The organism is Gluconobacter roseus NBRC 3990 (genome assembly GCF_006538885.1).
Taxonomy (GTDB): domain Bacteria; phylum Pseudomonadota; class Alphaproteobacteria; order Acetobacterales; family Acetobacteraceae; genus Gluconobacter; species Gluconobacter roseus.
This window is the reverse complement of the sequence record NZ_BJLY01000003.1, coordinates 16573-29159: the sequence shown is the minus strand read 5'-3', so window position 1 is coordinate 29159 and position 12587 is coordinate 16573. Positions and strand designations below refer to the sequence as shown.

Sequence of the window (12587 nt, the reverse complement as noted above, 5' to 3'; positions counted from 1 at the left end):
CCGGTCTGGAGAAGGATCTTCAGTTTTTCCGGGGCGTTGCGCGTTCGGCACTGAGGCGGATCCACGGATGTCTGGCCTGAACAAAGGCCACGACGCGGGCCTTATGGGCGTCCTTTTCGGTCGAGGCGTTCGTCATGGATGTCGCATGCTGGCGGTAATCGGCCAGAATTTGCGGAACATGATGGCCGGGCAGCCCGCGTTCAGCCAGCGAGCACCACAGGTCGAAGTCCTCCCAGCCCATTGCTTCACGTGAAACATAGTAGCCTCCGACCGCGGCCCAGGCCCATTTCGTGACCATCGCCATGGCGTCGATGCGGTTGCCGGAAACAAGGGACAGCGGATTGAACGGCAGATCTCCCAGAAGCTCAAGAGCTCCCGGCTGCTGATGGGTGTCGGCGCTCACATCCATCAGCACCGGCCCGTGTTCGTTGAAGCAGGCGATGAGCGGATAGGCATAGGCTGTGCCATCGCTCATGGAGGCCAGAAGCGTTTCGCAGGCTTCAGGGCGCAGGGTATTATCGGCGTCCAGTTGCATGACATGCACGGTTTCGGCAGCGTCCATGCCAATGTTGCGCGCGCCGCCCAGACCGGCATTTGTCATGGACTGGCGCAGAATGAGGCGGTTGAAACGGTCGCAGTGCCGTTCCATCCAGGTTCTGGCCAGAGCAACCGAGCCGTCAGACGACCCGTCATCCACAACGATCAGATCCAGCAGAGGCAGCGTCTGTGCCGCGACGGATTCAAGCGCATCCAGAAGATGGGCATCATAATTATAGGACGTGATGACAACCGTAACGGGGGCTTCACCAAGCGCGTCATGGTGGAAGAGTGTCCGGCTGGGCGGGATGACCGGAAGGCCCGGAGGCGCAAGGCGGTCTCTGGAGAGACGTATTTCGGTGGCCAGTGCCGCTGAATCATCTCCGGACATCGACGTCAGGGCAAGTCTCATGCGACGCGCCTGTGCCTGTGGACTGAAGGGCCACAGGACGGAGTGATAGGCGTCGCGTGCCATCTGGTTGCGCCGTTCCGGATTGTCGATCAGCTCGATCAGAGCGTCGTACCATTCAGAAGGTGAGTCAGCCAGAAAGCCCGTTTTGCCGTTCTGGATCACACGTCTGAACGGACCGGTCGGGGACGCGACGGTTGCCGCGCCGGAAAGGGCAGCCTCGAAGAACTTGATTTCGCTCTTGGCCTCACAGAAGACGTTTCCGGTCTCAAGCGGGGCAATGGAGATATCAAACCGGGCAAACTCATCCTGCAATTCCGCAAGCGGGACCATGTCGCGCCATTCAATCTGGTCCTGAACCGGGGTCAGGCTTGGAAATTCTTCCATGAGCAGGATCGGACGGTGGGTTTCCCGCTCGCGGAACAGCACGAGCCGGGCCTGAGGACGCTGGCGCAGGATTTCCGCGATTGCAGGACAGATAGGGCCAAAATCCCGCTGATGGGTTCGCGATCCGGTCGCATAGCCGATGCGGACGAGCCCATCGCCGGTGTTTACGCGGCCCGGTTCTCCTCTCATGCGCAGTGCCAGACGGGCACGCTGGAGTGAGGGCATGTCATAGACGTTGGGAAGCAGATGAACGACGGGCCGCAGGCTGTGCATGGCAAAGACCAGTTCAGCCGTCGTAGCTGACCCCTGATCGCAGCGTAGGAAAGTGCGGCGCATGTCGGAGAAGCATTGTTCGATCCGGGCTTCGCTGGCGCCAATCGAACGGATGCCGTCGATCAGGTCAACGCGGGCGTAGTGTGGAACAAAGACAATATCATCTGCATCAAAGACAGTAATGACATTTTCCGATTTTGCGAGATCGAGAATGGTACTCACATGGCCGCTATATTCCACACGCCACAGGACCATGACATCCGCCCAGTGGATGTCGTCATAGCCGACTGATGCGCAGGGCAGGACCCTGGCTTCAAAGCCAGCATCCCGGGCAGCCGCTGCATTGCGATGGCAACGGTAGAGGACACCTGGCGTATCGGGCTCGCCGGCAACGAAAATCACGCGACGTACAGAGAAAGGCGCCGGTGTCAGAGCAGGAGGATTTTCGTGTGCATGAGTGTCCTGAACCGGATTTTCAGGGGCCGGCGGTTGCGAGCGTATGGACTGTTTCAGTCGCCGGGATGCCCGAAGCCAGAAGGACCCTTTCGCAACAGGGGCCGGTGTGGGTTCCACAACCTGCGTCTCTGTAGCAGGCTGTATGAGAAGCTGCTCCATGGCCGCCTGAGATGGTGAAGTGTCCAGAAGACGCATCATCTTGGCAGAAAGCATCCGAAGGGAGACCCGCAGGTCCTGAATGATCCGGGTCTTTTCAAGCGACGTCTGCTGGAAAGCCTTGGCCTCGGAAATGACGCGGCGGGCTTCCCTGTCTTCGTCCAGAAGAAGGCGAATGCTGCGGCGAAGTCCGCGGCTTTCTTGCGTTTCTGAGAGCAGGAAATTCAAAAAGGATGATTCTCCGCCAGCAGTAAGGACCGCATCCTGAGTGAAGGCAAAGGTTCCAGGGCCAGAATACGACCCGAGCCGAAGAAGCGGGGCGGATGAACCGGTGGTTATCTCGTCCTCTGAAACACGGAACAACAGCGGCAGGCTGTTGTCATCAAGATGAGACGCTGAGGAAATGATCCTGATATCCAGGTCAGGACAATGAAGTTTCAGGGCTTCGTAAAGGGTGTGACGCGTCAGAGTGTAAAGATAAGGCGAGCATTCGACTCTGGCAGCAGTCAGGCCCTGCTCTTCAGCCAGTATTGTTGTCAGCCAGACCATCAACTGAACGTGATCTGTATTGCTCCGTGGGACGAGGGTGTTTCGTGTGGCTGATTTGTCAGCGGCCAGCAGAAGCGCCAAGTATGCCAGATAATGGTCCGCTTTGAGGTGTGGAAGTGACATGGGAATAGGAAAATTCACGAAGAGGCCTGTCAGGATCGCTGTATCTGTGAAGGGTGGTGCGGTTCAGAAGGAAGGCAGTGCAGCCCAGTGTGGCCAGAGGCAATACTGCCAATATTTATTTCTTGTGAAATTAACATTGACGGAACTTTTTTTGATATAAAAGGATTTGATTGAAGAGCTGGATCATCCGCTCTTTCCCGTTTCCAGATAATGAAAACGGAGAACTCGTTGTTGGTACGGCGTCTTCAATCCTCGAATGGCGGACAGTGAATCCTTGTATCGATTGCGAAGTGGATTGCTTTTGGTAATCTGGCTCTGATATATGCAAGACTCGTCGCTCGATCATTTGGGTGGTCCGAGGGCCGCCGGTGCGAGGCAACCTTTTTAGGAGTGCACGGTAATGGCTAACATTACTACAGTAGTTGGCGCCTCCGGCCAGACCTTTGCGGTCACGGTCACTGGTGGGCAGACCCAGTTGCTGGCACAGCAGTATCAGACTGCTGTGTCCACCCTCCACAGCAGTGGCGGGCTTGATTCTTACGACATGGCTCCAGGCAGCAATTCCGATGCCGGTACCGGTGTCGGCCATGGCCTGATCAGCCAGGGCGGTCAGTACTCCCTTGCGGACAGCGCCACGCAGTATGTTTCTGTCGGTAGCTATTCCACGACGGGTCAGGACACGCTGAACTCTGCTGTCAGCCTGGATCTTTCCAACAGCACGGCAAAGAACATCAGCGTTCTTGCTGGCGACTACGCTGGCGTGTCCCTGACGGCTGGCAACCAGGATGGTACGTTTGTTGGTGGTGTTGGCAACAACACATTCAACGGCGCCAACTCCACCGGAAACTGGAACATCGCCACGGGTGACGGCAACGACACCATTACGGGCACCAGCGGCAACAACACCATCAGCGGTGGTGAAGGCAGCAACACCATCCAGCTCGGCAGCGGCACGAACGTTGTTCGTTCCGAGGGGCAGGACACGATCAGCGGGACCACCGGTACCGATACGGTCACTCTGCTTGGTGGCAGCTCCCAGGTCACGCTGGGTGCAAACGGAACGGTTTACGACACGACGTCGCACAACACCGTTTCGGGCGGCAACAACACCCTCATCACGGGTGGCAGCTCCAGCACGTACTTCTCGACCGGCGCCATGAGCACCGTTTCGGGCGGTCTGAACGACACCATCTCGGCTTCTGCCGATATCTGGCAGGTTCGTGGTACGGCCAACTCGATCAGCGCATCGGGCTCCCTGACGTTCCTGAACGGTACGGGTGCAACGACGGTTTCCGCCGGTACGTCCACGCTGTTCGGCGCTTCGGGTCTTGACCTGATGCTGGTCGGTGGATCTGCAAGTTCTACCAACCTGTTCGTTGGTAACGAAGGCAACGAGACCGTCTCGGCTGCTTCGTCCAACGGAACGCTGCATGCGTTCGCCGGCACGGGCAACGAAACCATCATCGGCGGTTCCTCTGCTGATACGCTGGTTGGTGGTTCGGGCGCTGCAACCCTTACGGGTGGCTCGGGTGCTGCAAACCTGTTTGCCCTGAACAAGGGTTCTGCCGGTGGTGATTACACGATCACCGACTTCGGTAGCGCAGCCGGTAACCTGATGGCCCTTTATCAGTATGGCCTTCAGAACAACAATGGTCTGGCAAATGTTCTGGCAAGCGCAACGGTCGCTGGTGGCAACACCACGATCGAGCTGTCCGACAACTCCAAGATCACGTTCGTTGGCGTTAGCGACCTGAACGCTTCGAACTTCACCCTGAGCTAATAACGGCTTCTGTCTCTGACAGAACCTGAATTGTTCAGGAGGGCCGGATCCGCAAGGGTCCGGCCCTTCGTGTTTCTGCTTCAGTTTTTTCATTCTTGTGAAAGCCAGACAGAATGCGGGATGACCCGCGCGATACCCTCACAGACAGTTACCGAAGTGCGGCCCGGCTGCATGGCCTGAGAGCCGAGGAGTTGCAGAAGGAAAACCAGAAACTTCTGCGCCAGCTTTCCCAGATCCAGACATCTCTGTCCTGGCGTGTGACAGTTCCTCTGCGAGCAGTCCGGGCTCTGATGCTGGGCAAACTTCTTTCGGGACGACCAGTACGCGAATTACCGGAACGTTTCCTGCGGCTTTGGGGACGGGAGGGTCTCTCGGGCGTCAAAAAGACTGTCATTCACCGTTTTCGTCGGTTGCGACGGACGCGTTCTGGCCTGTCGGGCATAAAGGATGAAACGGGTCAGGAGCATCCTTACAGGGCACCTGTTCCCGCGGCTGCGGATGGACTGGCGCCAAAGATCCTGATCATCGCCGAGCTCAGTCTTCGGCAGTGTGCCAAATATCGCGTCTGGCAGAAGCAGGATTTCTTAAAAGCGCTGGGCTGGTCGGTTCAGGTCGTGGACTGGCGCGACATCGCGGAAGCCATGTCGGCCCTGCAGCTTTGTACCCATGTCATCTTCTATCGCGTCCCGGGTTTTGATGATGTTCTGAAGCTGGTGGCTGAAGCTCATCGGCTGAAGCTGGCGCCGCGCTGGGAGGTGGACGATCTCATCTTTGACGAGAATGAGTACCGGCAGAACGGAAACATCGACACGCTCCCTGTAGCGGAACGTGATCTGCTGATGTCTGGTGTGGTGCTCTTCCGCCGCTGCATGCTGGCCTGCGGGCATGGGATCGCATCCACGCAGGCTCTTGCAGATGCCATGCGTAATGCAGGGCTGACAGATGTGACCGTTCTTGAGAATGCCCTGGATGCAGAGACGCTCAGGATCGCCACATCGTTGCCCGGACATGAAGGATCAGATCGCATCTGGGTGTCCTATGGGTCCGGGACGAATACCCATGATGCCGATTTCAGACAGGCCGAGGCGGGATTGCTGGCGGCCATGGCCGAGGAACCGCGACTTTGTCTGAGGGTGATTGGGCAGTTGCAGCTCTCTTCGGCTTTCAGCCGTTTCGGAGACCGGGTCGAACGTCTGACAGAACTGTCATATCCGGACTATCTGCGGGCCCTGTCGCAGACGGATATTGCGATTGCTCCGCTGGAACGGACGCTGTTCAACGACTGCAAAAGCAACATCAAGTTTCTTGAAGCGGCTGTGGTGCGGGTCGCTGCCATCTGTTCTCCCTGTGCCGCCTTCCTGACCATCATGCGTAACGGTGAAAACGGTCTTCTCGCGGCGGATGCAGAGGCATGGCGAACCGGATTTCTGTCCCTGGCGCGGGACGGTGCGTATCGCAGGCGGCTGGCGGATGCGGCGTATGTGGATGTGATGGCGCGGTATGCTCCGCAGGCCATGGCACAGACCCAGGCGCGCGCCCTGTTTGGCATTCCGACTAACAGGGTAAAGCCGCCCCTGAAAATCCTGATGGCGAATGTCTATTTCGCTCCCCGTTCGTTTGGCGGGGCCACGATCATCGCTGAGGAAATGGGACGCCAGCTGGTTAAAAAAGGGGCGCAGGTCGGCGTCATGACATCCCGACCGTCTGTTGCGGATCTTCCCGACGGTGACATCCGGTACAATGTGGATGGCATGACTGTTTTTGCCTCCGTCCTGCCGGACGATCAGGGCGGTCTGGGCCAGCTAGATAATCCAGTGATGGCTTGCCGGTTTACCGAGGTTCTGGAGGCCTTTCAGCCGGACGTGGTGCATGTTCATGCGGCACAGGGGCTGGGAACAGGTCTTCTGCGGGTCTGTCAGGAGAAGGGGGTCCCGTACGTTCTGACCCTTCATGATGCCTGGTGGCTGTGCGAACGGCAGTTCATGGTCCGCGCGGATGGACGTTACTGCTTCCAGACAACCATCGACCTGTCGGTCTGTCAGGCCTGTGTCCCGGGTGCGCGACATCTTCAGGATCGGGCTGTTGTAATGCATCAGGGGTTGGCAGACGCCGCACTTCTTATCAGCCCGTCACGGGCACATCGCGATCTCTATCTGGCCAATGGGATTTCTCCTGACCGTATCGTGGTCAACCGGAACGGATTCCGCTGGCCGGAGCGTCCCCGTCGGGCGCGGACTGTTGGGTCGCCATTGCGGTTCGGGTTTGTCGGGGGGACCGAAGCCGTCAAGGGATATGATCTGCTGAAAGAGGCCATGCAGTCCCTATCGCGCAGCGATTGGGAGCTTGTGCTGGTTGATAACAAGCTCAATCTCGGCTTTCAGTCCATTTTTCCGGAAGACTGGTCGGTCCGTGGGCGGCTTCGGGTTGTACCGGCTTATACGCAGGCGGAACTGGACGACTTCTATGACCAGATCGACGTGCTGCTTTTTCCATCGCAATGGAAGGAAAGCTACGGGCTGACAGTGCGTGAGGCGCTGGCGCGGGATGTCTGGGTTGTCACGACGTCGCCGGGCGGACAGTCTGAAGACGTGGTGAATGGCGTGAATGGAACCTGTCTGCCGCTGGATGGAAAGTCCCAGACGCTGGCGGAGGCTGTTTCTGCGCTTCTGGATGAGCCCGGGCGTTTCGACGGTTACAGTAATCCCCGAAAGGACTGTCTGCCGACATATCAGACGCAGGCGGATGAACTGTACCGGTTCCTGAAACAGGCCTGCGGTCAGAAAACCTAGCGGCCCAGAAGCAGGGCCATGAGGGCGTGTCGGCGGTCTTCACTGGCAAGGGCTTGCACGACTCTGGCCCGGAAGCCTGCGCGTTTGGCGCGGCTGCGCGGAGGGGTTGCAGCCAGATAGGCCGCAATCCAGTCCGGATTGAAAAATGTCGCATCCGGGATTTCCTGTCTCCACAGATGGGTGGAGGCAATTCCGCTTGGGTTATCGCGCAGAAGCTCGGTCTTGATGAAGGGAGCATGTCCGGAGCGCAGGACCGTGCGCCAGTCGGTATGCATGGGATTGAGGGCCAGCAGGCGTGCAAGGCCACGGGGATTGCTCCAGGCTGCTCCTGAGGACAGACCGGCGGCCGTGATGGCCAGTCCGAGGCCAAGCTCGCCGTGCAGGACGATTTCGTCCTTGCTCATCTCGGTGAAGGGTTGGCTGAAAATGCGCTGGATCGCCGGATGGTCCATAGCGTCCCGGGTCATGCACAGGAACCAGGACTGCAGATGGGACACCACGGCTTCCGAGCGGACCATGCCCCAGACCTGAAGCTCCTTCTCCCGCATCTGCTCCACAATCGGGCGCAACGGGAGGAGAGGGCCAAAAACGCTGTCATTGGCAAACAGGATTTCGCCGGCGTCCCCGGTGCATCCCAGCGAAAGCAGGAACTGCCATGCTCCGAAGTCCAGCCCGGCATTGGGCCGTGGATGGACAGTCACAGTAACCGGGGCAGAGCCCTCTGCAAGATCGTTTCTCAGGGACTGGGCCGCAGCTTCCGAAAGGCCCGAGGCGGCGATGTGAATCGTAAAGCCGCATGAGGCGATCTGGCTGAGCAGATGACGTGTGTGGTGAGGGAGTTTCGTTTCTGTGCTGTAATATGCAAATAGGCAGACAGAAGCTGACACGGGTCGTCCTGTTTTAAGAAAGAAACGTTAAATTTATGATATACAGTTGTTTCCTGGGTGGTTCTATAGGAAAGACAGACGCTTTCCGAGGAGATAGATCCTCCACCCTTCGGTTCGCATTAGCGGAGTTTGTACCGGCAAGATGCGACCTGCACTGAGTAAATCCGGAGTTTTATTCATGAGCAAAGCTTTTCTTGCCGCAGTTCTTCAAGATTCGATGAACTGCACCGGGGTCGTTGCCCAGCGGGCCGTCAATGACATGATTGAGGCCATTATCGAGGAGCTGCGGGAAGAAGGCGGCTTCACCCTGCCATCTTTCGGAACTTTTACGGTCTGTGAAACCAAAGCGCGTCAGGCGGTCAATCCGCGTACAGGCGAACCTGTGGAAGTTTCCGCCGGGCGTACCGTGAGGTTCAAGGCCAGTCCGGGACTGAAGCAGGCTGTCTGAGGGAGAAATGGCTGGGGTGGGAGGATTCGAACCTCCGCATGGCGGAATCAAAATCCGCTGCCTTACCGCTTGGCTACACCCCAATCGCTGCGCTTCTCAGAAGCGCAGGCTCTGGGCCTTCTAATCTGAACCGGAGGCCTTCGTAAAGTCCGAAGTCAGGATTCCAGTTCCAGATCATGATCAGGCAGGCCGGTATTGTTCAGGGCCTCGTTCATTTTCCGCCGGGCAGAAGGTTTGAGAATCCCATAACGCTCGGCACGGTCCAGTGCGGTATCGAGGGCCGCCATGGTCGCAGCAAGGTCGGGGCTTTCATCCTTTTCCCAGGCCCGCATAGCGTGGGCCCAGACTGCAGCCAGGGCATTAATGCGCATCACGCCGCCAAAGCCCGTGCAGTCGATCCCTGCGGCTTCCGCCAGCCACTTCATGGAATCAAGGGTGGTTCCGGCCAGAAAAGCGGCAAGGGCGGGATCGTAGGGCACGGCCTGCAGAACGGCCCGGACGCCTTCACGATATTCCTGGAAAATATCGAAACGGCGCATGATCAGGCCGAAGAGATATTCACGCAGCGTGCCGCCATCTCCGTCGTCACGTAGCGCGCTGGCATCGGCCAGACGGCCCAGCTGGAGCAGGAGAAGCGCCTTGACGGGATAGCGCTTGCGCACGGTCTCGACGGGGAGCCCGGCTTCGCGGGCCGCATCCACGAGGGAAAAGCGGTGCCATCCCTCGCTTCCGGCAAGCGACAGGGCAGACTGGAGGAGGGCGGCGTCGAAAACTTCCTGCGCCATGTCCGGCGGGCCGCTCAGTGCCATATCGTCCGAATCAAAGGGGTCCTGCCGTCCGTCCATACGGGTCTCCTGTCGAAAGCTACTGGTTTATGGTGGGAGCATTGACGTTCGCCGACAGGCTCTCTCCCATAAAGAAACCGTCAGCCTGCGAGTTCGTCGGCCCGTTTTGTCGCAGCGTCAATAGCTTTTGGAACAGTCTCCGGCCAGGCATCGGATTTCATAAGGACCGCCAGAGCTGCGGCTGTGGTGCCATTGGGACTGGTGACGGCCTTGCGAAGGTCTTCCGCGCTGTCAGGCATATCATCAAGCATGCGTCCGGCCCCGTAGATCGTCCCGCGTGCCAGACGGCGCGCAACGGTGGGGGACAGGCCGTGCTGCTGACCAGCCTCTTCGAGAAGTTCGGCCAGAAGGAAGACATAGGCCGGGCCTGAACCGGAAATGGCCGTGACGACGGACAGATCGGCTTCCTTCTCCACCGGAACGACGTCTCCGACGGCAAACAGCAGATCGTGACAGATGGTCTTCTGTTCTGCCGTGGCCGTGTCCGAGGCATAAAGACCGCTGATCCCGGCGCCGATGGCGGAAGGGGTATTGGGCATGGCGCGGAGGACCGGAACATCCGCGCCGTTCAGCCGGGCGGCGTCTGCAAGAGACTTGCAGGTTCGACCGGCCATGACGGAAAGAATGGCGGCGTTGTTCATGCGGGCGCCAAGCGCTTTGCCGATCGCATCAATCACGATCTCGGCTACGGCTGGCTTGACCGCAAGAACGATGATGTCAGGCTGGAAATCAGCGGGGATTTCGGCAGCCGTACGGACGACGCTGACAGCGTCGCCTGAGCAGGTTCGGTGTCGGTCGAGAACGACGAGCCGGGGCGGGGTGGGGGAGGCGAGCCAGCCGTCAAACAGCGCGCCTCCCATCTTTCCGCACCCTGCAAGAAGAACCGAAGGGACGGATGGCACGGTCAGGCGTCTCCTGCGCAGTCGAGCATGGCGGCGTCTATGGCGTCCTGTGGCGATTTCCCGCCCCAGAGTGCAAACTGGAACGCCGGATAGAACCGCTCGCATTCGGACATGGCAATGTCCACGAGGTCTTCCATGCTTTCGCCGGGAAGGGTCTGCACGCCACGCATCAGCAGCGTATGTCGGTAAGAGGGGGTGCCGGTGTCGGGATCGACGGCGAAATGGCCGATCCAGAGGCGGTTATTGGCCAGGGAAACGAGTTCATGAATGGCCGGACGGCGCTTGGCAGGCGAGCGCAGGTCCAGGATGCAGTTGAGATGCAGGGCCGAGAGTTCGTCGGACCATGTGAAATACAGCGAATAGTCGCACCACTGTCCGGGGGCCTGGGCGGCCATTTCGGACGGGCCGAGACGTTCGAACTCCCATTCATAGAGGCCCATGACCTGTTCCATCAGGTCGAGCGGATGGGATTCTGTTTCCGTGGTGAGTGAGGTGCTCAGGGCAGGCATGGCGGGTCTCCCAAGGCCGTGGAGCCTGGCACCGGCCTGGCGCCGGTGCGGCGCTCCAGATGTCTGCGGCCGGAAGTGGAAAATCCGCTCCCGGCATCAATCACGTTATGGACCCTTTGCCCCGTGTGCAAGCGTTACGCTTTGCAAAATCCACACCGGGCCTTTGACTGTTGCAGATCAGCCCTGCGGACCGCCTTTTTCTTCGGTTGCGAGTTCCTCGACAGCGGAGAGACGCGATTCGATTTCGGCCAGACGCTGTTCGGTGGCGTCCTGTGCCATGCGGGCACGGGTGGCCATTTCCTGCACGGCGTCGAATTCGTCACGGCGGACGAGGTCGAGGCTGTTGAGAATCTCGTCCACGCGGGTGCGGACGATGGCATGAAGCTCTTCGCGGGCGCCGGTCACTGCGGAAAAGGCGTTGCCGGCAAGGCCTGCAAGGTCGTCGAAAAAGCGGGGTCTGTCAGCCATGATGAAGTTCCTGCTGTTCTGCGGCGTGTCATGTCGGGCGCGTCGCTTGGATCGTTATCGGGGGCAGACTATACAGGAAGGATGATTATCGTCACCGGCGGGGCCGGATTCATTGGTTCGTGCCTTCATGCAGCCCTGCGTCGCCGGGGCCTGCGGACGGTTGTGGTCGACCGGCTCAGGGACGGGGTGAAGTGGCGGAATCTGGCGTCCCATGCGCCGGATCGCATCATCACGCCTGACGCGCTTGAGGGTTTCCTCGCGTCGGAGCCGGATGTCGAAGCTGTGTTCCACATGGGGGCGATCAGCGCCACCACAGCGCGGGATGGCGATCTGGTCTGGTCGAGCAATGTGGACCTGTCGCAGAAGCTGTGGCGCTGGTGTGCGGCACGGGGCGTGCGGATGATTTACGCCTCCTCTGCCGCGACCTATGGCGCCGCGGACCGGCCGGAGATGTTTCGTGACGGGCTGGAGAATATCGACGGGCTGCGACCGCTGAACCTGTATGGCTGGTCCAAGCAGGCCTTTGATCTGTGGGTGAAGCGGGAAATCGAAGCCGGTGCGCCAGTGCCCCCGCAATGGGCCGGGCTCAAGTTCTTCAACGTCTACGGGCCGAACGAGTATCACAAGGGATCGATGATCTCTGTGGTGAAGGTCAAGTATGACGAGGTCGTGCAGGGCCATGCCGCAAAGCTGTTCCGCTCGGATGTGCCTGGTCTGGCTGACGGGCAGCAGAAGCGGGACTTCATCTGGGTCGGGGATGTGGTGAACGTCATGCTGTGGCTGTTCGACCATCCGGAGGTCAGCGGTCTGTTCAACTGCGGAACCGGCGTGGCACGGAGCTATCTCGATCTCGCGCATGCGGTCTGCGACGCGGCGAAGCGGGCGCGGGATGTGGAGTTCGTGGACATGCCCGAGAAACTGCGCGGGCAGTACCAGTCCTTCACCTGTGCGGATATGAGCCGCCTTCGCGCTGCGGGATATGATGCGCCGTTTACGTCTCTTGAAGGCGGTATCGGGCAGTATGTGCGCGAGTATCTTTCCCAGCCTCACCCCAATCTCTGAGAACCGA

At 59.3% G+C, this 12587-nt stretch carries 10 protein-coding genes and 1 tRNA gene; 4 read left to right on the top strand and 7 right to left on the bottom strand.

Annotated elements, in window-relative coordinates:
* Window positions 1-19: 19 nt before the first annotated feature.
* Window positions 20-2446: a glycosyltransferase gene (locus GRO01_RS07625; RefSeq protein ID WP_231490018.1), complete on the bottom strand. Its 2427-nt coding sequence runs from the start codon at window positions 2444-2446 to the stop codon at window positions 20-22.
* Window positions 2447-3290: 844 nt separating this feature from the next.
* Here GRO01_RS07625 and GRO01_RS07620 point away from each other — a divergent pair.
* Window positions 3291-4670 (top strand): beta strand repeat-containing protein, encoded by a 1380-nt coding sequence (locus tag GRO01_RS07620; protein WP_062507065.1) that lies wholly within the window; start codon window positions 3291-3293, stop codon window positions 4668-4670.
* 113 nt (window positions 4671-4783) lie between these two features.
* Window positions 4784-7459, top strand: a complete 2676-nt coding sequence (locus GRO01_RS07615; protein WP_083541184.1) for a glycosyltransferase — start codon at window positions 4784-4786, stop codon at window positions 7457-7459.
* Here the strand turns inward: GRO01_RS07615 and GRO01_RS07610 are convergent.
* On the bottom strand, window positions 7456-8346 hold the full coding sequence (locus tag GRO01_RS07610; RefSeq protein WP_062507063.1) for a rhamnan synthesis F family protein: 891 nt from the start codon (window positions 8344-8346) through the stop codon (window positions 7456-7458). The two genes, GRO01_RS07615 and GRO01_RS07610, sit on opposite strands and share 4 nt — an antisense overlap.
* A 178-nt stretch (window positions 8347-8524) precedes the next feature.
* Between GRO01_RS07610 and GRO01_RS07605 the strand changes: the two genes are divergently transcribed.
* Window positions 8525-8794, top strand: a complete 270-nt coding sequence (locus GRO01_RS07605) for an HU family DNA-binding protein (protein ID WP_062507058.1) — start codon at window positions 8525-8527, stop codon at window positions 8792-8794.
* A gap of 8 nt (window positions 8795-8802) precedes the next feature.
* On the opposite strand, the gene GRO01_RS07600 is transcribed toward GRO01_RS07605, so the two are convergent.
* The 5 genes from GRO01_RS07600 to GRO01_RS07580 form a co-directional block, all read right to left on the bottom strand.
* Window positions 8803-8877, bottom strand: a tRNA-Gln gene (locus GRO01_RS07600).
* 72 nt (window positions 8878-8949) lie between these two features.
* Window positions 8950-9639 (bottom strand): hypothetical protein, encoded by a 690-nt coding sequence (locus GRO01_RS07595; protein ID WP_062507055.1) that lies wholly within the window; start codon window positions 9637-9639, stop codon window positions 8950-8952.
* An 80-nt stretch (window positions 9640-9719) separates the two neighbouring features.
* Window positions 9720-10541: a pyrroline-5-carboxylate reductase gene (gene proC, locus GRO01_RS07590; protein ID WP_062507053.1), complete on the bottom strand. Its 822-nt coding sequence runs from the start codon at window positions 10539-10541 to the stop codon at window positions 9720-9722.
* Window positions 10542-10543: 2 nt separating this feature from the next.
* Window positions 10544-11050, bottom strand: a complete 507-nt coding sequence (locus tag GRO01_RS07585; protein WP_062500804.1) for a type III secretion system chaperone family protein — start codon at window positions 11048-11050, stop codon at window positions 10544-10546.
* Between the two features lie 177 nt (window positions 11051-11227).
* Window positions 11228-11518: an accessory factor UbiK family protein gene (locus GRO01_RS07580; RefSeq protein WP_011252692.1), complete on the bottom strand. Its 291-nt coding sequence runs from the start codon at window positions 11516-11518 to the stop codon at window positions 11228-11230.
* Between the two features lie 81 nt (window positions 11519-11599).
* On the opposite strand from GRO01_RS07580, the gene rfaD reads away from it, so the two are divergent.
* On the top strand, window positions 11600-12580 hold the full coding sequence (rfaD, locus tag GRO01_RS07575) for an ADP-glyceromanno-heptose 6-epimerase (RefSeq protein ID WP_062507051.1): 981 nt from the start codon (window positions 11600-11602) through the stop codon (window positions 12578-12580).
* Window positions 12581-12587 lie beyond the last annotated feature (7 nt).

Coding starts and splice junctions, on each gene's coding strand:
- GRO01_RS07585 (WP_062500804.1), bottom strand. CDS start 11,050: ATGCCTGCCCTGAGCACCTCACTCACCACGGAAACAGAATCCCATCCG.
- GRO01_RS07615 (WP_083541184.1), top strand. CDS start 4,784: ATGCGGGATGACCCGCGCGATACCCTCACAGACAGTTACCGAAGTGCG.
- rfaD (WP_062507051.1), top strand. CDS start 11,600: ATGATTATCGTCACCGGCGGGGCCGGATTCATTGGTTCGTGCCTTCAT.
- GRO01_RS07620 (WP_062507065.1), top strand. CDS start 3,291: ATGGCTAACATTACTACAGTAGTTGGCGCCTCCGGCCAGACCTTTGCG.
- GRO01_RS07580 (WP_011252692.1), bottom strand. CDS start 11,518: ATGGCTGACAGACCCCGCTTTTTCGACGACCTTGCAGGCCTTGCCGGC.
- GRO01_RS07605 (WP_062507058.1), top strand. CDS start 8,525: ATGAGCAAAGCTTTTCTTGCCGCAGTTCTTCAAGATTCGATGAACTGC.
- GRO01_RS07595 (WP_062507055.1), bottom strand. CDS start 9,639: ATGGACGGACGGCAGGACCCCTTTGATTCGGACGATATGGCACTGAGC.